Origin of the sequence: Bradyrhizobium sp. i1.15.2, from assembly GCF_040548425.1 — a bacterium.
In the GTDB taxonomy this organism is placed as follows: domain Bacteria; phylum Pseudomonadota; class Alphaproteobacteria; order Rhizobiales; family Xanthobacteraceae; genus Bradyrhizobium; species Bradyrhizobium canariense.
The window spans coordinates 257,567-282,328 of the sequence record NZ_JBEPRQ010000002.1; the positions used below are offsets into that span (position 1 = coordinate 257,567).

Below are 24,762 nucleotides of genomic sequence, written 5' to 3' on the forward strand. Positions count from 1 at the left end.
GCTCAAAACTAACGACTTACCTGCGCGGCGCACCGAAAACGCGCATCAGCAGCCAGATCGGAATCACGATGACAGCGCCGAGCAGGAAGTAGCGCCACAGCCAGTTCACGGTGTCGAAGCCGAGATCCCACAAACGCTGGAACAGAAGACGAATGCTTAAGATGATATTCCAGGGATCGAAGCCGATCGCCGCCAGCACGACGCCGACAAGGATCGAGAGCAGCACCAGGCGAAACGCGACCGCCAGCGGCGAGCCGCCGAGAAAGCGGTTCAGGCTGTCACCGCGGCCGGCCGGCAAATCTCTGACGTCGTGGGCCATCTCAAACTCCTCAGGGGATTCGACCCTATCATAGGGCAAGGCGGGGGACATGGGGAACCCGCAACGGGGCGTCAATCGGCTTACGGGATTTTAATTCGGGCAGGGCGGGTACGCCTTCGTTGCGAGATGATCGTGCCGCAGGCTCGCTGCAACCTCTCCCGCTTGCGGGAGAGGTCGCGCCGAAGGCGCGGGTGAGGGCTCTCTCCTATTGGGGATTCCCACTGGGGAAACACCCTCTCCCCGACCCTCTCCCGCAAGCGGGAGAGGGAGCGCACCTAGTACGCCTCACGCCTCAATCTCCGCCGCCTCCGCTTTCAGCATTGTTTCCAGCGTTTCCAGCCGGTCGGCTTCCCGCGGCGGCTTGTCCCAGCGCAAGCGGCTGATGCGGGGAAAGCGCATCGCGACGCCGGATTTGTGCCGTGGCGAGCGCTGCAGCCCCTCGAAGGCGACCTCCAGCACCAAGCCCTTGTCCGGCTCGTGCACGACGTGGCGGACGGGACCGAATTTTTCGGTGGTATTGCGACGCACGAAGCGGTCGATCTGGAGCAACTCCTCGTCGGTGAAGCCGAAATAGGCTTTTCCGACCGGCACCAGCTCGTCACTGCCCGCACCTGCGGTCCAGACGCCGAAGGTGTAGTCGGAATAGTAGGACGAGCGCTTGCCGTGGCCGCGCTGCGCATACATCAGCACGGCGTCGATGATGTGCGGATCGCGCTTCCACTTCCACCACTGTCCCTTCGGCCGTCCCGGCAGATAGGGTGCATCGCGCCGCTTCAGCATCACGCCTTCGACGGCGTCCGCGTCCTCGCCCGCACCGGCGCTCGCGGGATCGGCGCGTGCGGCGGTTAGCGCCTCCCAGCTTGCGAAGGCGACGGTGGGCGACAGATCGATGCGGGGATCGTCAAGCTTGCCGATGAAGGTCTCCAGCCGTTCGCGCCGCTCCGCAAAGGGTAGCTCGCGCAAATCGTTCTCGTCGTCGCCGAGCAGATCGTAGGCGCGCAGATGAATCGGAAACTCCTTGATCAGCTTCGGAGACACGACCTTGCGGTTGAGCCGTTGCTGCAGAACATTGAAACTCTGCACGCGCCCTTCGCGCAGAATCAGAAGCTCGCCGTCGATGGCGCCGGGCATGCGCAATGACGGCACGAGGTCCGGAAAGCTGCCGGTGATGTCCTCGCCGGTGCGCGAATAGAGCCGCGCCGTGATGTGGCCGTGCTCGTCTCGGCCGGCCACCGCCTGCACGCGGATGCCGTCCCATTTCCATTCGGCGATGTAATCGGCGGGATCGAGCGCGGCGAAATCGGTGTCCTCGATCGCGTGCGCCAACATCACCGGGCGGAACGGGGCGGGATCGCGATTGATCGGCTTGTCGCCGCGGCCTTCCAGCCAGGCGAACAGGTCGAGATAGGGCGGCGCGAGACCGGGCCAGATCAGCTCGACCTCATGCGGGTCCTTGTCACCGAGTGCCGCGGCCGCGGTCTTGGCCAGCCGCGCGGAGATGCCGATGCGCAACGCGCCGGTGACGAGCTTCAACAGCGCCCAGCGGCCGGTCTCATCCAGCTCGTCGAGCCAGCGCTCGAGCTGTTTTGGTAGCTCGGTCTTGCCGAGTGTGCGCAGCGTGGTGACGACCTCGGTCAGCGTCGGCGGCGGTGGATTGTTGTGGTTGCTCGGATGAAGCGCATCGCTGGCATCTCGCCCGCGGTACCCCCCTCCCTGACCCTCCCCCACAAGGGGGGAGGGAACGGTGAGGTTCGTGCATCCATCACTTTGGGAATCGCTGTTAGCTCTCGCGCTCACTGATAGCGCCGCGCGCAACTGCGCTCCCTCCCCCCTTGTGGGGGAGGGCGGGGGAGAGGGGTAGCCCGGAAAAGATTCGTCCTTGTGTGCATTCCGCTTCGGCCACATCAGCGCCACCGTTTCCGAGAGGTCGCCGACATAATCGTAAGACAATCCGAACAGCACCGGATCGGTGCGCGACGCGATCAGATCTCGGATCAGCGCGGGCTTGGCGTGCTTGAAGCTCAGCGCGCCGGTCAGCGCGGCCAGGGCATAGCCGCGATCAGGATCGGCGACCTCGCGAAAATAACTTGTGATCAGCCGCAGCTTGTTGTTGCGGCCGGGCTCGTAGGCGAGGCGGTCGAGAAGTTCGGCGAAGCGGTTCATGCTTCGGCCTCGTCAGCGAGCGGCGTCTCGGTCTCCTCCTCGTCGCCATAGCCGACCAGATCGAGCGGCCGTGCCTGCAAACCCTTGCTTTGGCACCAATGCACCAGCGCGTCTTCCTGGCCGTGGGTGACCCAGATCTCGCCGGCGCCGGTCGCGGCGATCGTGGCGGTGAGGCCGTCCCAATCGGCGTGATCCGAGATCACCAGCGGCAGCTCGATGCCGCGTTGCCGCGCGCGGGCGCGCACCCGCATCCAGCCGGAGGCGAATGCCGTGACTGGATCGGGAAACCGCCGGGTCCAGAGATCGGACGTCGCAGAGGGCGGCGCCAGCGTGATGGTGCCGGCAAGTGCCGCCTTCTTGACGCCCTTCACCGGCCTGAGATCGCCGAGCTCGATTCCGCGGCTCTGATAGTAATGCGTGATCTTCTCCATCGCGCCATGCAGATAGATCGGCACGTCGTAACCCGCTTGGCGCAGCAGTGCGATCACGCGTTGCGCCTTGCCGAGCGAATAGGCGCCAACGAGATGCGCGCGCTCCGGAAACAGCGCCACCGATGCCAGCAGCTTCTTGACCTCGTCGGCGGCATCGCCATGGCGAAACACCGGCAGGCCGAACGTCGCCTCGGTGATGAAGACGTCGCAGGGCACGAGCTCGAACGGCGTGCAGGTCGGGTCGGGTGCATCCTTGTAGTCGCCGGAGGCGACGATGCAGGTGTCCTTGCAGGTCACCGCGACCTGCGCCGAACCGAGCACATGGCCGGCCGGGTGAAACTTCACGCTGACATCGCCGAGCCGGATCTCCTCGCCATAGCGGATCGCCTGCGTCGAGCCGGCAAAATTCTCGCCATAGCGCAGCCGCATCATGTCCAGCGTTTCCTGCGTCGCCAGCACCGCGCCGTGGCCGGCGCGGGCATGGTCGGAATGGCCGTGGGTGATCACGGCCCGCTCGACCGGCCGGACGGGGTCGATATGGAAGCCGCCCGGCTTGCAGCATAGGCCGGCGGCAACTGGCAGCAGGATGTCTTGCGGACGCATGCCTGTTATATAGGTTGCGACCCCGCATCTTCGAGTCATCACCGCTTCGTTCCCTGGTTCCCCAATGCCCCTGCGCCTGTTCCTGACCTCCGGCGATCTCATGGCCGACCGCCGCTTCGAGTTCGCGCGCGACCTCCAGCTCAAGGGCGATCTGGCGGCTGCCGCCGACCTGCTGGAGCAGACCATCGAGCTTGCGCCGAATTTCACCTCGGCCTGGTTCACGCTCGGCGAAATCCGCGCGCAACTCGGCGAGCGCGACAAGGCCATTGCGGCCTTTCGCAAATCGCGCGAGTCCGACCCGGGCGATCAGCACGGCGCTCATCTGCATCTGATACGACTCGGCGATGCGCAATTGTCGGAGATGCCGAAGGCCTATGTGCAGGCCTTGTTCGATCAATACGCGCCGCGCTTCGAGCACGTGCTGATCAACGATCTCGGCTATCGCGCGCCGTCGCTAATCTTCAAGGCAGTGGTGGCTGCCCGCGTCGCCGCGAAGAAGCCCGCCCTGTTCAAGCGCGCCATCGATCTCGGCTGCGGTACGGGGCTTGCGGCCGCCGCCTTCGCAAAACAGGTCGACCAGTTCATCGGCATCGACCTGTCGCCCGGCATGGTCAAGGAGGCGCGCGCAACCGGCCTCTATGCCGAGCTCGAAGTCGCCGACATGATCGAAGGCCTGCGCAGCAGGAGCGATGCGAGCGCAAACCTCGTCGTCGCTGCCGATGCGTTCGTCTATCTCCCCGATCTCGCGCCAGTGCTCAGTGAGGCCAGGCGCGTGCTCGCGCCCGGCGGCGTGCTTGCGTTCACGCTGGAGACCCATGACGGCAGCGGGATCGTTCTCGGCGAAGGCCTGCGCTATGCCCATTCGGCGGAATATGTGCGCGATGCGATGGCGCAGGCCGGCCTCAAGGTCCTCACATTGGAGCGGGCCTCGCCACGCACCGAGAACAACGAGCCGGTGCGCGGCCTCGTCGTGGTCGCCGAGAAAACTTGAGTCTAGGCGCTATACGCGACGCTTTGAGCGTCATTGCGTCGCAAAGCCGTGACTTCCCACTTGCGACACGTGCCGCGATGCCAGCACTATGTCCTCGCTAGGGAGAAACAAACAATGACCAAGAATCCATCGCGGCGTGATTTCAGCGCCGCCGCGCTCGCGACCATCGCGGCATCCACCTTGCCCGCGCCCTCCGTCTGGGCCGCGGAAAAGAAATACGATGCCGGCGCCAGCGACACCGAGATCAAGATCGGGCAGACCGTGCCGCATTCCGGCCCCGGCTCGCTCTACGGCGTGCTCGGGCGCGTCGGCGAAGCCTATTTCCAGATGCTGAACGAGAAGGGCGGCATCAACGGACGCAAGGTCAAATTCCTCACCATGGACGATGCCTACAGCGCGCCGAAATGCGTCGAGGCGACGCGGCGCCTGGTCGAGCAGGAGGAGGTGCTCGCGCTCTACGGCTCGCTCGGCACCGCACCGCAGACCGCCGTGCACAAATACCTGAACTCGAAGGGCGTGCCGCAGCTGCTGCTCAACACCGGCGCGTCGAAGTGGAATAATCCGAAAGAGTTCAAATGGACCATGGCGGGCCTGCCGCTCTATCCGACCGAGGCGCGCATCCTGGCGCGGCACGTCGTCAGCGTGAAGCCGAACGCGAAGGTCGGCATCCTCTACCAGAACGACGATTTCGGCCGCGACTTCCTGGGTCCCTTCAAGAAAGTGCTGGCCGATGCCGGCGGCACCGCGCAGGTCATCATGGAACAGACCTATGATCTGACCGATCCGACCGTCGATTCCCAGCTCATCAACCTCTCGAAGTCGGGTGCGGACGTCTTCTACAACATCTCCACCGGCAAGGCGTCGTCGCAGTCGATCCGGAAAGTGGCCGAGCTCGGCTGGAAGCCACTGCAGCTGCTCTCGGCCGGCTCGACCGGCCGCTCGATCCTCAATGCAGCGGGCCTCGAGAACGCCGCCGGCATCGTCGCCATCCGCTACAACAAGGAGGTCGGCCTGCCCAAATGGGAGAAGGACCCCGACGTGATGGCGTTCGAGGAGCTGCGCAAGAAGTACACGCCGGCGATCGATCAAGACAACACCATCGCCTTCGCCGGCTACGGCCAGGCCGTCACCATGGGCGAGATCCTGCGCCGCTGCGGCGACGAGCTCACGCGCGCCAACGTGCTGAAGCAGGCCTCCAACCTCAAAGGCTTCCACTCGCCTTATTTCCTCGACGGCGTCACCTACGACTACACGCCTGACGACTACACGCCGATGAAGACGCTCTTCATCTCCACCTTCACCGGCAAAGACTGGGACATCTCCGACAAGCCGATGTCGGAGTAGGGGCGGGCGGGATGCTGTAGGGTGGGCAAAGGCGCACTTGCGCCGTGCCCACCATCTCTCCATGCATTCGGGTGCACATGGTGGGCACGCTTCGCTTTGCCCACCCTACGGGACCACCCCCTCGACGAACCCACCCCCACGGCTTACCTGTGATGCCGTGCCGCCCCGCATCCGCAAATCTCCGGCCGAGCCTGCCGCGCTGCTGCCCGACCACTTCCAGGCGTGGTTCACAGCCCGCGGCTGGTCGCCCCGCGCGCATCAATTGGCGCTGCTGGAGAAGGCGCGCGAGGACCGGTCCGCACTGCTGATCGCGCCCACCGGCGCCGGCAAGACGCTGGCGGGATTTCTGCCGACGCTGGTGGAGTTGAGTTCTACGCCCAAAGCTTCGGCGAAATCGGTGATCTCCACCGGCCGCAGTCTGCAACGCACCGGCGGCCTGCACACGCTCTACATCTCGCCGCTCAAGGCGCTCGCGGTCGATATCGCGCGCAACCTCGAGCGTCCCGTCGCCGAGATGGCGCTGCCGATCAAGATCGAGACCCGCACCGGCGACACGCCGACGTCGCGGCGGCAGCGGCAGCGACGCTATCCGCCTGACATTTTGCTGACGACGCCCGAACAACTCGCGCTGCTGCTGTCCTCCGACGACGCGCCGTTCCTGTTCTCCTCGCTGAAGCGTATCGTGCTCGACGAGCTGCACGCGCTGGTGACGTCCAAGCGCGGCGATCTTCTCTCCCTCGGGCTGGCGCGGCTGTGGCGATTGGCGCCGCAGATGCGCGCGATCGGCCTGTCGGCGACCGTGGCCGAGCCGGAATCGCTGGCGCGCTTCCTGGTGCCGCAGCCCGGCGGCACGGAAGCGGCGGCCGACATCGTCCTTGCCGGCGGCGCGGCGCCGCCGCTGGTCGAAATGATGGACACGCGCGAACGCCTGCCCTGGGCCGGCCACAGTGCCCGCCATGCGCTTCCCGAGATCTACGAGCTGATCAAGGCGAACAAGACCACGCTGGTTTTCGTCAACACCCGCAGCCAGGCCGAGATGCTGTTCCAGAATCTCTGGAGCATGAATGACGACAACCTTGCCATCGCGCTGCATCACGGCTCACTCGACGTCGCCCAGCGCCGCAAGGTCGAGGATGCGATGTCGGCGGGCAAACTGCGCGGCGTGGTCTGCACCTCCTCGCTCGATCTCGGCGTCGACTGGGGCGACGTCGATCTCGTCGTCAATATCGGCGCGCCCAAGGGCTCCTCGCGCCTGATGCAGCGCATCGGCCGCGCCAACCACCGGCTCGACGAAGCCTCGCGCGCGGTGCTGGTGCCCGCGAACCGCTTCGAGGTGCTGGAGTGCCGCGTCGCGATCGACGCCATCGCGGAGAATGCGCAGGACACGCCGCCGCTGCGGATCGGTGCCCTCGACGTGCTGGCCCAACACGTTCTCGGCTGCGCCTGCGGCGAGCCATTTTTCTCCGACGAGCTCTACGACGAAGTGCGCACCGCCGCACCTTACGCCGATCTCACGCGGCAGGATTTCGACGACGTGGTCGATTTCGTCGCCTCCGGCGGCTACGCGCTGAAGACCTATGAGCGCTTCGCCCGCATCAAGCAGGACAAGGAGGGGCGCTGGCGCGTCGCCAATCCCAAGGTGCGGCAGAGCTACCGGATGAATGTCGGCACCATCGTCGAGGACGACATGCTGAAGGTGCGGCTGGTGCGATCGCGCGGCGGTGGTCAAGGAAAAGCAGGCGGGTCGACGGGCGTGATCGCGCGCGGCGGCAGGTTGCTCGGCGAGATCGAGGAAGCCTTCATCGAGGGCCTCAGCCCCGGCGACACCTTCGTGTTCTCGGGCGAGGTGGTGCGCTACGAGACCCTGGTCGAGGACCAGGTCTATGTCTCGCGCGCCAACGACAAGGACCCGAAGGTGCCGTCCTATATGGGCGGCAAGTTCCCACTCTCGACCTATCTCGCCGAACGGGTCCGCCGCCTGCTCGATGACGGGCGCGCGTGGGGCGCCTTGCCGGAGCAGGTGCGCGACTGGCTGTCGCAGCAAAAGGACGTCTCGCGTGTGCCTGAAGTGCGCGAGCTGCTGGTCGAGAGTTTTCCCCGCGCCAACAAGCACTACATCGTCTGCTATCCCTTCGAAGGCCGTCTCGCGCATCAGACGCTGGGCATGCTGTTGACGCGCCGGCTGGAGCGTGCCCGCGCCCGACCGCTCGGCTTCGTCGCCAACGAATATGCGATCGCGGTCTGGGCGCTCGGCGACCTGTCCTCCATGATCCGGGACGGCAGGATCGACCTCGATGCGCTGTTCGACCCTGATATGCTCGGCGACGATCTCGAAGCTTGGCTTGCCGAATCCGCACTGATGAAGCGCACGTTTCGCAATTGCGCGATCATCTCCGGCCTGATCGCGCGCCGTCACACCGGCGAGGAGAAGAGCCGCCGCCAGGTGCTGTTCTCGACCGATCTCGTCTACGACGTTTTGCGAAAACACCAGGCCGATCACGTGCTGCTGCGCGCCGCCCGTGCCGATGCCGCCACCGGCCTGCTCGATCTGCGCCGTCTCAGCGACATGCTCACCCGCATCCAGGGCCGCATCACGCACCGGGAACTCGACCGTGTCTCGCCGCTCGCGGTCCCCGTGATGCTGGAAATCGGCCGCGAGTCAGTCTATGGCGAAGCAGGAGACGAGCTCCTGGCCGAAGCCGCTGACGAGCTGGTCAAAGAGGCGATGGGATAACAGCAGGTTTTGACGTGACGGCAGGCGCGCTGGTTTCAGGAGATAACGAGGACATGCGCGTTTCGAATGTCAGCATCAGCAGCGTGACGTTCGTGGCCGATCTTTCCGGGGCACTGTTCTGGGAAGAGCAGCGCCTGCTCGTCGTCTCCGACCTGCATCTGGAAAAAGGTTCCAGCTTCGCCATGCGCGGCGTGCTGCTGCCGCCTTACGACACCATCGCGACGCTCGGTCGTCTCGCTGCTGTCATCTCCCGCCATGATCCCCGAATCGTCATCGCGCTCGGCGACAGCTTTCACGATCGCACCGCGCATGGACGCCTGTCGGCGGAGGATCGCGACGCGGTCGCCGCCTTGCAGGCCGGCCGCGACTGGATCTGGATTTCGGGCAATCACGATCCGGCGCTGCCGCGTGATCTCGGCGGCACCGTCGCCGACGAAGTCGCGATCGGCCCGATCACCTTCCGCCACGAGCCGACCGGCGCGGGCGGCGAGATCGCCGGCCATCTCCATCCCAAGGCCCGCGTCTCCGCGCGCGGCCGCTCGATGGAGCGCCGCTGCTTCGCCTGCGACGGGATGCGCGCCGTGATGCCCGCCTTCGGCGCCTATGCCGGCGGCCTCAGCATCCGTGACGTGGCGTTTGCAAAGATCTTTCCAAAGAACGGTTTTGTCGCGCACCTGCTCGGCGACCGCCGCGTGCACGCGATTGCCGCGTCGCGGTGTTATTGACTAGCTATCGCTTCGATCGGGCTGAACCCTCTCACCACGCGCACACTGCGCTCCCTCCCCCCTTGTGGGGGAGGGCAGGGGAGGGGGGTAGCCCAGGAAAAGTTGCGCGTTGGCGTCGCGCAAACGCGTGTGCGAATCGAGATAGTCCCCGTGTGGTACCCCTCTCCCTAACCCTCCCCCACAAGGGGGGAGGGAACGTACCGGTCTCGCAGCCGCAGATCGCGACTATCGCAACGGTTCACGCCGCCTTCGCCTGCACGTCATCGCAGAACTCTGCCAGCCGATCGGCGAGCCGCAGCGTCGCGGGGCTTGCACCCGGCGCGGCCATCAACGCGACTTCGGTCCGGTTGATTGGCGCAAATCCATCCTTCGCGGTCAGCACGCGGTGGTCGGACTGGATCGCCATCTCCGACAGGATGCTCAGCCCCATGCCGGCAGCGACCGCGGCTTGGATGCCGGCGAGGCTCGATGACGTGTAGGACATGTGCCAAATGCGGCCCGCGCTTTCCAGCGCGTGGATGGCGCCGGCGCGGTAGAGGCAGCCGAGCGGAAAGCCGATCAGCGGCACCGAGGCGACATCGGCGTGGATCGGATGGCTCTTGCTGGTGACCCAGTGCACCTGCTCCGGCCACACCGCGATCGCGCCCTTCTCACCGGCTGCGCGCTTGAACAATGCGAGATCGAGCTCGCCGCGATCGAGGTCGCGCGACAGGTTCTTGCTCTGGTCGGCGCGCACATCGAGCCGCAGGCCCGGATGCGAACGCGAGAAGGCGCCGAGCAGTTTCGCCAGCCGGTACGCCGCAAAGTCTTCGGGGATGCCGAGCCGGATCGCGCCTTCGCCGTCGGGCTGGCGCAGCACGTCGCGGGCCTCTTCCGCAAGCGACAACAGCCGCCGCGCATAGGACAGCAGCCGTTCGCCGGCTTCGGTCGGGCGCAAATCCTTGCCGTCACGATGCAGCAGCACCTGTCCGACATCCTCCTCCAGCCGCTTGATCTGCTGGCTGACGGTCGATTGCGTGCGATGGACGCGCTCGCCGGCGCGGGTGAAGCCGCCGGCATCGACCACCGACACGAAGCTGCGCAGGAGCTCCAGATCGAGCATGGGCGCCTCCATTCGAAAATCCACTGACTAGAAGTTAATCATTTAATTTCCAAATGACAAGCCGGCCCCCTAGATCGAGGGCTCAGGAGATTCGCATGTCGCTCGCCCCCTCGATTTCGGTTCCCCGCAGCCGCTTCAATACGCTGCCGCTCGCCATCGGCGCGTTCTGCCTGCTCTGGAGCTACGCCTTCGTCGCCGGCAAGATCGGCGTGACCCATTGCCCGCCGCTGATCCTGCTCGCCGCGCGCTTTTCGCTCGCCGGCATCCTGATCATCGGTGCCACGCTGGTCCGCGGCGACGACTGGTCGCTGTCCTGGCGCGATGCCGCGATCTTCGCCGTGCTCGGCGTCGCCAACAACGCGCTCTATCTCGGCCTCGGCTACACCGGGCTGCAATCGGTCTCCGCCGGGCTCGGCGGCCTGATCGTGTCGGCCAATCCGGTGTTCACGGCGGGCCTCGCCGCGCTGCTGCTCGGCGAAGGCATGACCTGGCGCAAGGCGAGCGGCCTCCTGCTCGGCATCATGGGCGTGACCTTGATCGTCTGGCACCGCCTGTCGGTCGGCACCGACTCGCTGCACGGCATCGTGTTCACGCTGGCCTCGCTTGCCTCCCTCGTCGCTGGCACCATTTTGTTCAAGCTGCTCGCGCCAAAGGGCTCGTTGTGGATCGGCAATGGCGTGCAGAATCTCGCCGCCGGCATCGTGCTGACGCCGGTGGCGCTGACCTTCGCCGATATTCATGCCATCGACCTCACGCTGGGTTTGATCGGCGCCTTCGCCTTCCTCGTGCTCGGCGGCTCGATCATGGCGTACTGGCTCTGGTTTCATCTCCTGAAAGTGTGTGGCGCGACGGCCGCCAGTGCCTATCATTTCCTGATGCCGCCGCTCGGCATGCTGTTCGCGTATCTCGTGCTCGGCGAGCATGTCGAGGCCCGCGATCTGCTCGGAATCATCCCGGTCGCACTTGGCATCTATCTGGTGACGCGGCCCGCAAAATCCGTCTCGTAACAGGAGTCCATCATGCCCATTTCCATCACCCTGATCGGCGGTCCCACTGCGCTGATCGAGATCGATGGCTTCCGCCTGCTCACTGACCCGACCTTCGATGCGCCCGGCGCCTATCAACTGCCGCATGTGAAGCTGGAGAAGACGATTGGACCCGCGCTGAAGGCCGACGCAATCGGCCCGGTCGACGCGGTCCTGCTCAGCCACGACCAGCATTCCGACAATCTCGACAATTCCGGCCGCGACTATCTGCTTAAAGCGCCGCGCGCGCTGACGACCGAGGCCGGCGCCAAGCGCCTGGGCGGCCATGTCGAAGGCCTCGCGCCATGGGCGACCTCGCATCTGAAAGACGGTGACGGCAATACGCTGACGATCACCGCCACGCCCGCGCGCCACGGCCCGGCCGGCATCGAGCCGCTGTCGGGCGACGTCATCGGTTTCGTGGTGTCGTCGAGCCGGACCGACACCACTTCGGTTTATATCAGCGGCGACACCACCTGGTTCGACGGCGTCGCCGAGGTCGCGCGCCGCTTCAAATGCGGCGTGGTGATGCCTTTCGCCGGCGCCGCGCAAACGCGCGGGCCGTTCCATCTCACCATGGACACCAACGACACCATCGAGACCGCACGCGCCTTCCCCGATGCGATGATCGTGCCGGTTCATACGGAGGGTTGGGCGCATTTCCGCCAGAACGGCGAGGATCTGCGCAAGACGTTTGATGTGCTGGGTTTTGGCACAAGGCTGCGATTGCTGGAGCCGGGGGTGCCGACCGTGGTGCAGGCGCCGTAGCCCCAACTGTCATGCCCCGGCTTGACCGGGGCATCCAGTACGCCGCGGCGGTAGTTGTGAGAGCGAACTGCCTAACGCCAGCCTCTGGAATACTGGGTCGCCCGGTCAAGCCGGGCGACGACGAGAGGAGAGAGCGTAGTTCCCTCAATCCTTCCTGAAAACAATCGACGCCATCCAGCCCGTCATCAGCGCCATCGCGGCGGTGACGAGGCCGTAGATCAGCCCGTTCTGGCGCGCCGTCGTCGCGACGAACTGCTCGAAGCCGACCTTGACGATCTCGAACGCGGTCTCGGTCTTGCCGATGAACGCGCCGTCGGCGAACAGCTTGATCTCGACCTCATAGGTGCCGATCGGCACCTCCGCCGGCAGTGGAATGCCGGTGCGGAACAGGGTCGGTGTCAGGAACGTCACCGCGCTCGGATCCTCGCGGTAGAGACCGCGCTGGGTGCGCAGGCGGATGAAGGCGGAGCGGAACGCGTCGTTCGGCACCACATCGGCATAGTCGCCGCTGACGCGTTGGGTCAGCAGCACGTTGTTGAGCCCGATCTGCTGGCGTCGCGCGATCTCGGGCGAGGTGATCGCCTCGAAGGAGCGGTTGGCGAACAATGCGAGATAGCTCGGCACCGCCAGGAACTGGCGGTAGTCGGTGTTGATCCAGATCCCGAAGGTGCGCTCCTTGCGCCGCGTCACCATGTCGGCGCGGGGGCCCATCACGGTGACGACGAGATCGTAGGTCTTGCGGTCAGCGGGCGTAGAGGCGTCCTTCTCGACCGAGCCGAACAGCACCAGCTCCTCGCCGGAATAGTTCGGCGTCACCGTGACGCGATGGTTGGAGACCGACACGATCAGCCGCTCGGCGCGTGCGACGGAGCCGAGCAGCAGGACAAGCAGGACCGCGAGAGCTGCGCGCATCATCCGTTCACTCCCAGCTCGCGGATGGTGAAGAGATCCTCTGGCCGGATCACCAGCTCGATGGCGAAGCGGACGCCGACCGAGAGGATCAAGAGGCCAAGCAGCAGCCGCAACTGCTCGCCGCGGATCTTCTGGCCGGCGCGGGCGCCGAATTGGGCGCCGGTGACGCCGCCGACCATCAGGATCAGCGCCAGCACCGCGTCGACCAAATGATTGGTCACGGCATGCAGCAAGGTCGCAAACAGCATCGTGACCAGCGTCAGGACCATCGACGTCCCGATCACCGTCGAGGTCGGCACCCGCAGCAAATAGATCATGATCGGCACCAGGATGAAGCCGCCGCCGATGCCCATGATGGCGCCAATGAAGCCGATCAGGATGCCGACGATCACGATCGGAATGACCGAGAGGTAGATCTTGGAGCGCTTGAACCGCATCTTCAGCGGCAGGCCATGGATCCAGTTATGCGTGCGTCGCGGCGGCACCGCGCCGCGCCGGGTCCGCATCAGGGCACGCAGGCCTTCGGAGAACATCAGGCTGCCGACGGTGGTGAGCAGCACGACGTAGGACAGTGCGATCATCAGATCGAGCTGGCCGAGCGCGCGCAGCTGCGTGAAGGTCCACACCCCGAGAGCCGTCCCGGTTACGCCGCCGCATAACAGCACGCTCGCCAGCGCCGGGTCGATCGCGCGTCGCCGCCAATAAGCGAGGGCGCCGGAAAAGGACGAGGCGGCGATGTGGCTTGCGACGGAAGCGACCGCGACTGCCGGTGTGATGCCGATGAAGATCAGAAGCGGCGTCATCAGGAAGCCGCCGCCGATCCCGAACATGCCGGAGACGAAGCCGACCGCCGCGCCCATCGCTAGCACGAGGAAGACGTTGACCGGAAGATCGGCGATCGGGAGATAGAGCTGCATCGAGAAACCACGCGCCGACGAGACGGATCGATTGCGCGGAATGCTCGCAGGAGAGCAGAACGATTGCCGCGCCCCTCAATAGCGGAATTCGACGGCGGGCGGGACCAGGAATTTCGGGCGTGGTGAATGAGGGTGAGGAATCAGATGGCCACTTTTCGTGCGCCGAGGACTTCGCCACGTTCTCCACGGTCATGCCCCGGCTTGACCGGGGCATCCAGTACGCCGCGGCCTTTCCGCATCAAACCGGTGTCTCTCCAATACTGGTACGCCGCCCCGTTGTCGTGAGAGCGAGCTCTTTAACGCCGGCCTCTGGAATACTGGGTCGCCCGGTCAAGCCGGGCGACGACAAGAGGAGAAAGCGTACTAAACCGATTAATGCACCGCCGACGCCGACTTCTTGCTCGCAACCGGCTTCGGCGCGGGCTTCGCGTTGGCCTGCGGCGCGCTGTCCCAGCCGCCGTTCGGGGCCGCAACGTTGACGGCGTCGTCGGGCTGCGGCTCGGCGCTGAAGGTCTGGATCGCGAGCTTGGCGGCGGCGAGCGATTGCGGGTCGAGCCGCTTGGCGACGTCGTCGCGCTTGGTTGCTGCGTCTGCGTCACCCTGGGCGGCGGCGAGTGTGAACCATTTGTAGGACTCGGCGAGGTTCTGCTCCACCCCGATGCCGCGGGCGTAGAGGATACCGAGGTTGAACTGGCTGTCGGCAACGCCGCGGTCGGCGGCCTTCCGGAACCACAATGCCGCGCTCTTGTAGTTGGCGCCGCGTCCGCCGCCATCGGCATCGAGCACCGCGAGATTGTGCATCGCCTTGGCGTTGCCGCGCTCGGCGGCTTGCGTGTAGTAGCGGCGGGCGATGTCGGCGTCCTTCTTCACGCCGAGACCCTTTTCGTAGAGTGTCCCGAGGCGGAAGGTTGCGGGCACCACGCCGGCCTGTGCCGCGCGGTCGTACCATTTGGCGGCTTCGTCGTAATTCGCGGCCACGCCCTTGCCCTCGGCAAAGCGCACGCCGATCTCGTAGGCTGCGGTCGCATCGCCCTTCATCGCGGCGGTGCGCAAGCCGGGGCCACCGATGCCGTCAGGCAGCTTTTCGCTCGGCGGCACCTGGATCATCGCGAGTTTCGCACGGCTCGTGCCCGACAGCGCGCCGGTGACGTCGCTGGAGGCCGCAGGCGGGGTTGGCGCCGCGGTTTGCGGGATTTCGACCGAAGCGGTGCCGCTCGGGCTCGTCACGGACCCCGGCGCGGCATTGTTCTGCGACTGTTTTCCGATCGGGGTCGGCGAGGTCATCGACGGCGTGACCTGCTCGGGCGTGGCGGGCTTGTTCTCGACCGGCGGAGGGGCCTGCGGCGCGGGCGCGGGCGACGAATTCTCCATCGCCTGCGGCGACGGCGACGGGCTGCTGCCATCGAGCAGGTTCATCGCCATCTTGAAGGTGCCGAGCACGATCACGACCACGCTCGCGCCAACCAGCAGCGAGCGGATCTTTGAGGTGATGGTCGCGCCACCTTCCTGGCCCTTGTCCTTGGCGCGGGCGATTGCGGCCTTGGCGCCACGTGCCGGCTTTTCGGGCGGCTGCGCGGCGGCGGCTTGGGCTGCGCGGCGTGCGGCGGCGATGAAGCTCGACGACGACACCGGCTCCTTGGGCGCGGCCGGGATTTCGCTGATTGCGCTTTCGGACGCAGCAATGCGCTCCGACGACGTGGCGATGCGTGCACCCGGCCGGGTGCCGGGCTCGAGCGGATGATCCGGCGGCAGTTCGGGCGCGAGCGCGGCGCGCGTGGGCGCCGTATGCGGCTCCAGGATTTCGCTGATCGCGCGTGGCGGAACCGGCGGTGCCATCGGCATCGGCGGCGGCGCTGCCGGCGCGGCGGCATGGAATTCGCGCGGCGCGGCGGCGAAGGCGGCTTGCGCCGCCTGCGCGGCGGCCGGATTGGGCAGCTCGGGCTTCGGATCGTATTTCGGGTGCTGCTGTTGCTGCGGCCGCGGCTCGTGCGCCATCGGCGCGGGCGCCATGGGAGCGGCCATCGGCATCGGCTGCGGCGCTGGGGCGGGCGGCGCGGTGCGCACATTGCGCAGATCGCCCTCGATCATCGAGAGACGATCGACCACGTGGCCAAGGGCGTTGTGGACGGCCTCCAGCGAGTCCTGGGTGGTCCGGTTCGTCTCGGCCTGACTGAAGCGGATGTCGGAGAGCTCGCGCTTGACGAGATCGACCATGCCGGACTCGGCAGGGGGCGCGGAGTTGCGGCTCTCGGCCAGCGCCGAATAGGTCGCCTGCTGCCGCTCCAGGTGGCGCAGGATGTCGTGCAGCCCGTCCTCGACGCGGCTGAAATTCCCGTTGCGCGGATCGGAGGCGGCCTCGAGCCGCTCCAGAAGATACGAGACCCGCTGTTCAAGATGAGCAAAGGTCGAAGCCGAGTCGTTGCCGACCTGCATGCGGTCGAAACGGTCGGACAGGGCGCGGATCGCGCTTTCGAGATGCTCGCTGCTCTCGGGTGGCTGAGGGCGCTCGCGCGTTTCCAGAGCCGCGGTGAGCGCCGCGATGCGTTGCTCCAGCACCGCAAAACTGTCGCCGTTGCCCGAGGCGCGGGTGACCTGGTCGACCTTGGACGACAGCAGCTGCACGTCATCCGAGAGCCGGGCCAGCGCTTCGTTGGAAGCGACGTTGGAGACGATGCCGCGCAGCGCCGAGATCGCGCCTTCGAGCTGGCGGACCGTCGAGGGATCGTCATTGGCGCGCAGGATCAGATCGAGCTTGGCGCCGAGATTGCGGATCGCCTCGTCATAGCCGGTGAGCTGCTCGGCCGGCGTCAGCGTGCGGAGCACCTGCTTGATCTCGGACAGCGCGTGCTCGATGCCGGACAGGACCTGACCGTCGGTGCCGTTGGAGCGGGTCTCGTCGATGCGCCGATGCAGCGAGCGGATCTCGTTCTCGATCGATTCGATCGCGCGGCGCGGCATCGCCTCGGTGATGGCGTTGCGGATCTCCGCAAGCTCGCTGCGGAAACTGTTGATCGCCTGCTCGGTATTGTCGGGGCGCTGGAGCGATTCGATCTGGCTCGTGATCTTGAGCAGATGACGCTCGAGCGCAGAGAAATCCGGCCCCGGCCCCGGCTGCGGTGGCGGCGGAGCGTAGGCAGGCGGCGCGGGGGGCGCGTAAGGAGCTGCCGCAGGCGCGATCGAGGGTGCTGCGCGCGGCGGCATCTGCCTGGGCGTAAAGCCGTCGAGCTCGCTCTGCCGTGCCGTGATCTCGGCGACCGCGACGTCGAACGAAGCGGGGCTCAGGGGCGGTGAGCTGCGATAGACCTGCGCTGCCGCACGCTCGACCGCATCGGCCTGGCGCTGGCGCGTTTCAACGGGTGCCTGCCGCGGTGCCGGAGCCTGCTGCGGTTTCGAAATTTGCGATAGCCGGGCATCGAGACGCGAGATCGCGTCGTTGAGCTGGCGCGCAACGCCTTGCTCGCGCGAGACGTCTGGTCGCGGAGTATCTTGTCGCGAAGGATCTTGCCGCGGCGCGGGCTTAGAAATCCGTTCGATCTGCTGGGTGATGGCGTCGAGCCGCTGGTGGATGTCGGCGACTTCGCGACTTTCCTGGCTCGGCACGTGACTCGGGACTTGGCTCGGCAGTTGACTCGGGACGTGCTGGGCTTGCGGACGCTGATCGTAAAGTCCGCGAAAGTTCGGCGGGGCGGTCTCGCCGAGCGTGGAGTTCAGCCAATCGTTGAGTGACATGCCGGCGCGACGCGCAGCAGCTTCGGCCCGCTCCCGGACGGAGGGATCGATGCCGTCAACACTCCACGATACGCGCGAATTCATGACTCTGTCCGGTCCCGACTCCGGCGCCCCACCCGGCGCCTCCAGCCTCCCCACGCGTGCCCGTTGCAAAGACAATCGAATTTGGCGCGGGTCGTCTGCCTCGAAAACCGACTTTTGTCTGTTACGGTAAATAACGGGTTAAGGAACCCGTTGACGGTGTCTTAAAGTTGGCCAGCGGTGTGCGACACCCACCGCTGTCATGCTCCGCGAAAGCGGGGCATCCAGCACGCTGCAGCCCCTCGATTCCAGCCGCGCAGCCTCTGGAATGCTGGATCGCCCGCCTTCTGTTTAGACCGGACAGATCACTGACAGTTGTTCGGAGACATTAGCTGACACATCAAACTGGGCTGGAATGGTCGACTCGCTCAGCCCTTGCCCTCGCGCTTGCCGTCCTCCAGCGGCACCACGGTGCCGCCAGCGCTCATCGCCGACAGGGCCTCGAGCGCCTCTTCGCAGAAATCGGCGACCATCTGCTCGTGCCGGGCGCCGAGCTGAAGCAGCAGCAGGTTACCGAGGTCGAGCACGCCGGAGGCCGCCCCTTCCGGAAAGCGCTTCTTCAGGATCCGCTCGTAGTTCTCGTGGCGATCGCGGTGGTGCTCGAGCCGGGCCATCAGGTCGGTGCGCATGGGCTCGAGGCCGATGCTGTCGAGCGCATGCAGCCGCACCAGGAGGTCGTCCTTGATCGAGGGGGGCGTGCTTGGCCGCGCGGCCCAGTGCCGCAGCGCTGTTCGGCCCTCCGGAGTCAGCGTATAGATCAGCTTATTGGGCTTGCCGGTCTGCACGACCTCGCGGCCCTGGATGTAGCCGCGGTCGCGCAGCTTGGAGAGCTCGCGGTAGATTTGCTGGTGGTCGGCCTTCCAGAAGAAGCCGATCGAGGAATCGAATGTCTTGGCGAGCTCGTAGCCCGTCATCGGACGTTCCGTCAGGCATGCGAGGATTGCGTCGCCCAAAGCCATGACCCGGTCCTCCTGTTCTTGACCTTAACCAATTGGCTTGACTTTATGCGCATCGGCGCATATGCGTCAATGTGCATATGAGGTGATCCAAGAACGAGGGCAAACACCGCCCCGAAAACCCCAATGGAATCAACCTTCGCGCTACTGTGCATGGGGTTGTTTTCGCGTTTTTTGCCGAAGCCTTTAGGGAGGCAGCTGAATGACCGGCCTCGAATCCTGGTACGGCTACATGAAGTCGCATGACCGGGCAGCGCTCTGGGACCTGCTCCATCCCGACGCGATCTTCGAAAGCCCCGTCGTGCACGCGCCGCAGCGCGGCCGCGACATCACCTTCAAATATCTGGCCAGCGCCGAGAAGGTGCTTGGCGGTCCCGGCTTCATTTATGTCGGCGAATGGAAGAGTGAGAGCGGCGCCGTGCTCGAATTCAAGACCATCATCGACGGCATCGAGATCAACGGCGTCGACATCATCAGTTTCGACGGCGAGGGACGCATCACGCATTTCAAGGTGATGGTGCGGCCGCTCAAGGCGATCAACATGCTGCACCGCCTGATGGCGGAGCAGCTCGCCGCCGCTCAATCCTAAGCCAGCATCATCACTTCTAGGCCTGCCGGGAGACCACCATGCCGATCTACAAAGCCCCCGTCGAAGACGTGAACTTCCTGCTCAACGACGTCTTCCAGATCGACCGCTACGACAATCTGGCCGGCTTCTCCGATGCGTCGAGCGACGTGCGTGAAGCCATTCTCGGCGAAGCCGCCAAGCTTGCCGAGGAGGTGCTGCAGCCGCTCAACCGCGTGGGCGATCTCGAAGGCTGCAAGCGCGCCGATGACGGCAGCGTCACCACGCCTAAGGGCTTCAAGGAGGCGTTCAAGCAGGTCGCCGAGGGCGGCTGGCTCGGCCTGTCGGCGCCGACCGAGTTCGGCGGCCAGGGCCTGCCGGTGACGCTGAGCCAGGCGGTCAACGAATTCCAGATCTCCGCCAACATGGCGTTCTCGATGTATGGCGGCCTCACCATGGGCGCGACCGCGGCGCTGATCGTCCACGGCACGCCGGAGCAGAAGCAGACCTACGTGCCGAAGATGGTGGCGGGCGAGTGGACCGGCACCATGAACCTGACCGAGCCGCATTGCGGCACCGACCTCGGCATGCTCCGCACCAAGGCGGTGCGGCAGGCCGACGGCAGCTTCAAGATCACGGGCACCAAGATCTTCATTTCGGCCGGCGAGCATGACCTCGCGCCCAACATCATCCACCTCGTGCTCGCCCGTATCGAGGGCGCGCCCGCCGGCATCAAGGGCGTGTCGCTGTTCGTGGTGCCGAAATTCATGGTCAATGCCGACGGTTCGGTGGGGCAGCGCAACGGCGTCGTCTGCGGCTCGATCGAGCACAAGATGGGCATTCACGGCAATTCCACCTGCGTGATGAATTACGACAACGCCGTGGGCTGGCTGATCGGCGAAGAGAACAAGGGCATGCAGGGCATGTTCGTGATGATGAACGAGGCCCGCCTCGGCGTCGCCGTGCAGGGTCTCGCGCAGTCGGAAGTGGCCTATCAGAACGCGGTCGCCTATGCCCGGGATCGCATCCAGGGCCGTTCGCTCACCGGTGCCAAGGCGCCGGACAAGCCGGCCGATCCGATCATCGTCCATCCCGACGTGCGTCGCACGCTGCTGTCGATCCGCTCCTTCAACGAGGCCGCGCGCGCCTTCGTGATGTGGACCGCGCTGAAGAGCGACGTCGCCCATCGCTCCGAGGATCCCAAGGACCGCCAGGCCGCCGACGATCACATGGGCCTGATGACGCCCGTCCTGAAAGGCTTTCTCACCGATTACGGCTTCGCCAACGCGGTGCAGGCGCAGCAGATGTATGGCGGCCACGGCTACATCGCCGAGCAGGGCATGGAGCAGTTCGTGCGCGATGCCCGCATCGCCATGATCTACGAAGGCGCCAACGGCATCCAGGCGCTCGACCTCGTCGGCCGCAAGCTGCCGCGCGATGGCGGCCGCGCCATCATGGCGTTCTTCGGCGAGGTCATGGCCTTCGCCAAGGAGAACGGCGGCGACGAGGCGATGAAGCCCTTCATCACCCCGCTCTCGGCTTCGCTCGGCCATCTCCAGCAGGCCACGACGTGGCTGATGCAGAACGCGATGGCGAAGCCCGACAATGCCGGAGCCGCCGCGACCGATTACCTGAATCTCTTCGGTTTCGTCGCGCTCGGCTACATGTGGGCGAAGATGGCGAAGGTGACGCAGGCCAAGATTGCCGAGAGCGGGACGACGCCCTATCTCTCGACCAAGCTCGTCACCGGCCGCTTCTTCATGGAGCGGATGCTGCCGGAGACCGCCGCCAATCTCGCGCGCATCCAGGCCGGCTGCGCCACCATCATGGAATTGCCGGCGGAAGCGTTCTGAAGCTGCTTTCGCTGCGACCCGTCCAAAACCAGATCAAGACCAGAAGATCATCACATCAGGAGGGCGTCATGCCTGAGGCATTCATCTACGACCACGTCCGCACCCCGCGCGGCCGCGGCAAGGCGGACGGCGCGCTGCACGAAGTCACCGCGCTCGCGCTTGCGACCGTGCCGCTCAAGGCGCTCAAGGACCGCAACAACCTGCCGGAAGATTCCGTCGATGACGTCATTCTCGGCGTGGTCGATCCCGTCGGCGAAGCCGGCTCCGACATCGCGCGCTTTGCCGCGCTGAAGGCGGGCCTCGGCGAGGCGGTCCCCGGCGTGCAGATCAGCCGCTTCTGCGCCTCCGGCCTCGATGCCGTGAATTTTGCCGCAGCCCAGGTGATGAGCGGCCAGCACGAGCTCGTGATCGGCGGCGGCGCCGAATCGATGAGCCGCGTCGGCATCGGTGCGTCCGGCGGCGCCTGGCCGATGGACCCGTCGATGGCCGTGCCGGCTTATTTCATGCCGCAGGGCATCTCGGCCGATCTGATCGCGACCAAATACGGCTTCTCGCGCGACGATGTCGACGCCTATGCGGTGCAGAGCCAGCAGCGAGCGGCGAAGTCCTGGGAAGAAGGCCGCTTTGACAAGTCGGTCGTCCCGGTGAAGGACATCAACGGCCTCACCATCCTCGCCAAGGACGAGCATATGCGTCCGTCGACGACGATGCAGTCGCTGGCGCAGCTGCAGCCGGCGTTCACGATGATGGCGCAGATGGGCGGCTTCGACGGCGTCGCGGTGCAGTCGCATCCGGAAATCGAGCGCGTCAATTACGTGCATCACGCCGGCAATTCGTCGGGCATCGTCGATGGTGCCGGCGCGGTTCTGCTCGGCAGCAAGGAAGCGGCTAGCAAATACGGCCTGAAGCCGCGTGCAAGAATCCGCGCATTCGCCAATATCGGCTCGGAGCCCGCGATGATGCTGACCGGCCCGGTCGATGTCACCGAAAAGCTGTTTGCGCGCTCCGGCATGAAGAAGTCGGACATCGACCTGTTCGAGCTCAACGAAGCCTTCGCCTCCGTCGTGCTGCGCTACATCCAGGCCTTCGACATCGACAACGCCAAGATCAACGTCAATGGCGGTGCGATCGCGCTCGGCCATCCTCTTGGCGCGACCGGTGCGATGATCCTCGGCACCGTGCTCGACGAGCTCGAGCGCACCAACAAGGCGACCGCGCTGGTGACGCTGTGCATCGGCGGCGGCATGGGCACCGCCACCATCATCGAACGCGTCTAAGGGTAGGGGAGCAACCAGCATGGCTTACAAGAACTTCAAGGTTGAGACCGATTCCGACGGCATCGCGCTTGTCACCTGGGACATCCCGGGCCGTTCGATGAACGTGCTCGACGAGACCTCGACCAGCGAGCTCGACGCGATCGTCAAGGCGACCACGGCCGATGCTACGGTGAAGGGCGCCGTCATCACCTCCGCCAAGGAAGCGTTCTGCGCGGGTGCCGATCTTTCCATGCTGGAGAGCATGAATCAGGCCTACGCGAAACTGTTCAAGGAGCAGGGCGAGACCGCGGCGAACCAGATGCTGTTCGAGCAGAGCCGGCGCTTCTCGCAGGTGCTGCGCTCGATCGAAACCTCCGGCAAGCCGTGGGCGGCGGCGATCAACGGCCTCGCGCTCGGCGGCGGTTTCGAGATCACGCTGTGCTGTCACTATCGTGTGGCGGCCGACAATCCCAAGACCCGCCTCGGCCTGCCCGAGGTCAAGGTCGGCCTGTTCCCGGGCGCTGGCGGAACGCAGCGCGTGCCGCGCCTGGTGCCGCCGCAGGACGCGATGACGATCCTGCTCAAGGGCGATCCGGTCACGGTCGAGAAAGCCAAGGCGCTGAATCTGATTCACGCCGTCGTTCCCGCCGCCGACCTCATCAAGACGGCAAAGGACTGGATCAAGGGCGGCGGCAAGGCCGTCGCGCCCTGGGACGAGAAGGGCTTCAAGCTGCCGGGCGGCCCGGTGTTCTCCAAGGCCGGCATGATGATGTTCCCGGCCGGCAACGCGATCTATCGCCGCGAGACCTACGACAATTATCCGGCCGCACGCGCGATCATGAGCTGCGTCTATGAGGGCCTGCAGCTGCCGATCGACGCCGCGCTCCGTGTCGAGTCGCGCTACTTCACCTCGGTGCTGCGCTCGAAGGAAGCGGCGGCGATGATCCGCAGCCTGTTCCTGTCGATGCAGGAGCTCAACAAGGGCGCGCGCCGTCCGAAGGATGTGCCGCCGACCAAGGTGAAGAAGATCGCCGTGATCGGCGCTGGCTTCATGGGGGCGAGCGTCGGCTATGTCTCGGCCCGTGCCGGTCTCGACGTCGTCCTGATCGATCGCGACCAGGAGAGCGCCGACAAGGGCAAGGCGCATGCGCAGAAGGTGATCGAAGAGCAGATCAAGAAGGGCCGCGCCAAGCCCGGCGACGCAGTAGCCCTGCTCGCGCGCATCACGCCGACGGCGGACTATTCCGCGCTGAAGGACGTCGATCTCGTCATCGAAGCCGTGTTCGAAGACCGCAAGGTCAAGGCTGATACCTTTGCCAAGGCGCAGGAGCATATGAAGCCGGACGTGATCTTCGCGTCCAACACCTCGACGCTTCCGATCACCTCGCTGGCGGAATCCTTCAAGGACCAGGGCAGGTTCGTCGGCATCCACTTCTTCTCGCCGGTCGAGAAGATGATGCTGGTCGAGATCATCCAGGGCAAGAACACCGGCGATCTCGCGATCGCGACCGCGCTCGACTACGTCCGCCAGATCGGCAAGACGCCAATCGTCGTCAACGACAGCCGCGGCTTCTTCGCCAATCGCTGCGTCGGCCGCTACGTCGCCGAAGGCAACGAGATGTTCCTCGAGGGCGTGCCGCCCGCGATGATCGAGAACTGCGCCAAGATGGCCGGCATGCCGGTTGGCCCGCTCTCGCTGTCGGACGAGGTCGCGCTCGACCTCGGGCTCAAGATCATGAAGGCGACGGAAGCCGACCTCGGCCCCAACGCCATCAATCCCGATCAGAAGAAGCTGATGGTGGAAATGGTCGAGAAGCAGGGCCGCCTGGGCCGCAAGAACAGCAAAGGCTTCTACGACTACCCCGAGAAGGGCAAGGGACAGAAGAGCCTGTGGCCGGGCCTCTCCGCGCTGCAGCCCAAGCGGCTCGACCCTGATACGCTCGACGTCGAGGAGTTGAAGCAGCGCTTCCTGGTGGTGCAGGCGGTGGAAGCCGCGCGCACGGTGGAGGATCACGTCATCACCGATCCGCGCGAGGCGGATGTCGGCTCGATCCTCGGCTTCGGCTTCGCGCCGTTCACCGGCGGGACGCTGTCCTACATCGACTTCATGGGCACGAAGAAGTTCGTCGAACTTTGCCACAAGCTGGAAGCGAAATACGGCTCGCGCTTCACCCCGCCGAAACTCCTCGAGGAGATGGCCGCAAAGGGAGAAACCTTCTACGGCCGCTTCGCTCCGAACAAGGCGGCGGCGTGATTCTCTGAACCGTAGCCGGGACGAAAATTACGAA

Annotated in this window: 18 protein-coding genes; 10 read left to right on the top strand and 8 right to left on the bottom strand. The window is 65.6% G+C overall.

Annotated elements, in window-relative coordinates; translation table 11 throughout:
* Nucleotides 1-16: 16 nt before the first annotated feature.
* From ABIB80_RS06060 to ABIB80_RS06070, 3 genes are all read right to left on the bottom strand, one after another.
* Nucleotides 17-319, bottom strand: a complete 303-nt coding sequence (locus ABIB80_RS06060; RefSeq protein WP_007599380.1) for a DUF6460 domain-containing protein — start codon at nucleotides 317-319, stop codon at nucleotides 17-19.
* Between the two features lie 285 nt (nucleotides 320-604).
* Nucleotides 605-2,482, bottom strand: a complete 1,878-nt coding sequence (locus ABIB80_RS06065; protein ID WP_007599381.1) for an ATP-dependent DNA ligase — start codon at nucleotides 2,480-2,482, stop codon at nucleotides 605-607.
* A complete protein-coding gene (locus tag ABIB80_RS06070) occupies nucleotides 2,479-3,516 on the bottom strand; it encodes a ligase-associated DNA damage response exonuclease (RefSeq protein ID WP_035993976.1) in 1,038 nt (345 codons plus the stop codon). The genes ABIB80_RS06065 and ABIB80_RS06070 overlap by 4 nt, the downstream gene beginning before the upstream one ends.
* 64 nt (nucleotides 3,517-3,580) lie before the next feature.
* On the opposite strand from ABIB80_RS06070, the gene ABIB80_RS06075 reads away from it, so the two are divergent.
* From ABIB80_RS06075 to pdeM, 4 genes are all read left to right on the top strand, one after another.
* Nucleotides 3,581-4,507, top strand: a complete 927-nt coding sequence (locus tag ABIB80_RS06075; RefSeq protein WP_007599385.1) for a methyltransferase domain-containing protein — start codon at nucleotides 3,581-3,583, stop codon at nucleotides 4,505-4,507.
* A gap of 114 nt (nucleotides 4,508-4,621) precedes the next feature.
* Nucleotides 4,622-5,851, top strand: coding sequence for an ABC transporter substrate-binding protein (locus ABIB80_RS06080; RefSeq protein ID WP_354127136.1), 1,230 nt, complete (start codon nucleotides 4,622-4,624; stop codon nucleotides 5,849-5,851).
* A gap of 157 nt (nucleotides 5,852-6,008) precedes the next feature.
* Complete coding sequence (locus ABIB80_RS06085) at nucleotides 6,009-8,585, top strand: ligase-associated DNA damage response DEXH box helicase (protein WP_035993979.1); 2,577 nt, start codon at nucleotides 6,009-6,011, stop codon at nucleotides 8,583-8,585.
* A gap of 53 nt (nucleotides 8,586-8,638) precedes the next feature.
* A complete protein-coding gene (gene pdeM, locus ABIB80_RS06090) occupies nucleotides 8,639-9,310 on the top strand; it encodes a ligase-associated DNA damage response endonuclease PdeM (RefSeq protein WP_051058445.1) in 672 nt (223 codons plus the stop codon).
* A gap of 238 nt (nucleotides 9,311-9,548) precedes the next feature.
* Here pdeM and ABIB80_RS06095 read toward each other — a convergent pair whose 3' ends face one another.
* The gene (locus ABIB80_RS06095) at nucleotides 9,549-10,412 is read right to left on the bottom strand and encodes a LysR family transcriptional regulator (RefSeq protein ID WP_007599393.1); all 864 of its coding nucleotides are present in this window, start codon (nucleotides 10,410-10,412) and stop codon (nucleotides 9,549-9,551) included.
* 95 nt (nucleotides 10,413-10,507) lie between these two features.
* Between ABIB80_RS06095 and ABIB80_RS06100 the strand changes: the two genes are divergently transcribed.
* A complete protein-coding gene (locus tag ABIB80_RS06100; protein ID WP_007599395.1) occupies nucleotides 10,508-11,419 on the top strand; it encodes a DMT family transporter in 912 nt (303 codons plus the stop codon).
* A 12-nt stretch (nucleotides 11,420-11,431) separates the two neighbouring features.
* Nucleotides 11,432-12,205: an MBL fold metallo-hydrolase gene (locus ABIB80_RS06105; RefSeq protein ID WP_007599397.1), complete on the top strand. Its 774-nt coding sequence runs from the start codon at nucleotides 11,432-11,434 to the stop codon at nucleotides 12,203-12,205.
* Between the two features lie 144 nt (nucleotides 12,206-12,349).
* On the opposite strand, the gene ABIB80_RS06110 is transcribed toward ABIB80_RS06105, so the two are convergent.
* From ABIB80_RS06110 to ABIB80_RS06125, 4 genes are all read right to left on the bottom strand, one after another.
* Nucleotides 12,350-13,120, bottom strand: coding sequence for a TIGR02186 family protein (locus tag ABIB80_RS06110; protein WP_035993981.1), 771 nt, complete (start codon nucleotides 13,118-13,120; stop codon nucleotides 12,350-12,352).
* Complete coding sequence (locus ABIB80_RS06115; protein WP_007599400.1) at nucleotides 13,117-14,034, bottom strand: sulfite exporter TauE/SafE family protein; 918 nt, start codon at nucleotides 14,032-14,034, stop codon at nucleotides 13,117-13,119. Before ABIB80_RS06115 ends, ABIB80_RS06110 begins: the two co-directional genes overlap by 4 nt.
* Before the next feature lie 372 nt (nucleotides 14,035-14,406).
* Entirely contained in the window at nucleotides 14,407-17,847 is a 3,441-nt protein-coding gene (locus tag ABIB80_RS06120) for a tetratricopeptide repeat protein (RefSeq protein WP_007599401.1), read from the bottom strand.
* A 365-nt stretch (nucleotides 17,848-18,212) separates the two neighbouring features.
* On the bottom strand, nucleotides 18,213-18,803 hold the full coding sequence (locus tag ABIB80_RS06125) for a PadR family transcriptional regulator (protein WP_007599404.1): 591 nt from the start codon (nucleotides 18,801-18,803) through the stop codon (nucleotides 18,213-18,215).
* 199 nt (nucleotides 18,804-19,002) lie between these two features.
* On the opposite strand from ABIB80_RS06125, the gene ABIB80_RS06130 reads away from it, so the two are divergent.
* From ABIB80_RS06130 to ABIB80_RS06145, 4 genes are all read left to right on the top strand, one after another.
* On the top strand, nucleotides 19,003-19,389 hold the full coding sequence (locus ABIB80_RS06130) for a nuclear transport factor 2-like protein (RefSeq protein WP_007599406.1): 387 nt from the start codon (nucleotides 19,003-19,005) through the stop codon (nucleotides 19,387-19,389).
* A 38-nt stretch (nucleotides 19,390-19,427) separates the two neighbouring features.
* Nucleotides 19,428-21,218 (top strand): acyl-CoA dehydrogenase C-terminal domain-containing protein, encoded by a 1,791-nt coding sequence (locus ABIB80_RS06135; RefSeq protein ID WP_354127137.1) that lies wholly within the window; start codon nucleotides 19,428-19,430, stop codon nucleotides 21,216-21,218.
* A gap of 68 nt (nucleotides 21,219-21,286) precedes the next feature.
* On the top strand, nucleotides 21,287-22,495 hold the full coding sequence (locus ABIB80_RS06140; protein WP_007599410.1) for an acetyl-CoA C-acetyltransferase: 1,209 nt from the start codon (nucleotides 21,287-21,289) through the stop codon (nucleotides 22,493-22,495).
* Nucleotides 22,496-22,514: 19 nt separating this feature from the next.
* Nucleotides 22,515-24,728 carry an FAD-dependent oxidoreductase gene (locus tag ABIB80_RS06145; RefSeq protein ID WP_007599413.1) on the top strand — a complete coding sequence of 738 codons (2,214 nt, stop codon included), beginning with the start codon at nucleotides 22,515-22,517 and terminating at the stop codon, nucleotides 24,726-24,728.
* Nucleotides 24,729-24,762: the final 34 nt, after the last annotated feature.

Coding starts and splice junctions, on each gene's coding strand:
- ABIB80_RS06060 (WP_007599380.1), bottom strand. CDS start 319: ATGGCCCACGACGTCAGAGATTTGCCGGCCGGCCGCGGTGACAGCCTG.
- ABIB80_RS06065 (WP_007599381.1), bottom strand. CDS start 2,482: ATGAACCGCTTCGCCGAACTTCTCGACCGCCTCGCCTACGAGCCCGGC.
- ABIB80_RS06070 (WP_035993976.1), bottom strand. CDS start 3,516: ATGCGTCCGCAAGACATCCTGCTGCCAGTTGCCGCCGGCCTATGCTGC.
- ABIB80_RS06075 (WP_007599385.1), top strand. CDS start 3,581: ATGCCCCTGCGCCTGTTCCTGACCTCCGGCGATCTCATGGCCGACCGC.
- ABIB80_RS06080 (WP_354127136.1), top strand. CDS start 4,622: ATGACCAAGAATCCATCGCGGCGTGATTTCAGCGCCGCCGCGCTCGCG.
- pdeM (WP_051058445.1), top strand. CDS start 8,639: ATGCGCGTTTCGAATGTCAGCATCAGCAGCGTGACGTTCGTGGCCGAT.
- ABIB80_RS06095 (WP_007599393.1), bottom strand. CDS start 10,412: ATGCTCGATCTGGAGCTCCTGCGCAGCTTCGTGTCGGTGGTCGATGCC.
- ABIB80_RS06100 (WP_007599395.1), top strand. CDS start 10,508: ATGTCGCTCGCCCCCTCGATTTCGGTTCCCCGCAGCCGCTTCAATACG.
- ABIB80_RS06105 (WP_007599397.1), top strand. CDS start 11,432: ATGCCCATTTCCATCACCCTGATCGGCGGTCCCACTGCGCTGATCGAG.
- ABIB80_RS06110 (WP_035993981.1), bottom strand. CDS start 13,120: ATGATGCGCGCAGCTCTCGCGGTCCTGCTTGTCCTGCTGCTCGGCTCC.
- ABIB80_RS06115 (WP_007599400.1), bottom strand. CDS start 14,034: ATGCAGCTCTATCTCCCGATCGCCGATCTTCCGGTCAACGTCTTCCTC.
- ABIB80_RS06120 (WP_007599401.1), bottom strand. CDS start 17,847: ATGAATTCGCGCGTATCGTGGAGTGTTGACGGCATCGATCCCTCCGTC.
- ABIB80_RS06125 (WP_007599404.1), bottom strand. CDS start 18,803: ATGGCTTTGGGCGACGCAATCCTCGCATGCCTGACGGAACGTCCGATG.
- ABIB80_RS06130 (WP_007599406.1), top strand. CDS start 19,003: ATGACCGGCCTCGAATCCTGGTACGGCTACATGAAGTCGCATGACCGG.
- ABIB80_RS06135 (WP_354127137.1), top strand. CDS start 19,428: ATGCCGATCTACAAAGCCCCCGTCGAAGACGTGAACTTCCTGCTCAAC.
- ABIB80_RS06140 (WP_007599410.1), top strand. CDS start 21,287: ATGCCTGAGGCATTCATCTACGACCACGTCCGCACCCCGCGCGGCCGC.
- ABIB80_RS06145 (WP_007599413.1), top strand. CDS start 22,515: ATGGCTTACAAGAACTTCAAGGTTGAGACCGATTCCGACGGCATCGCG.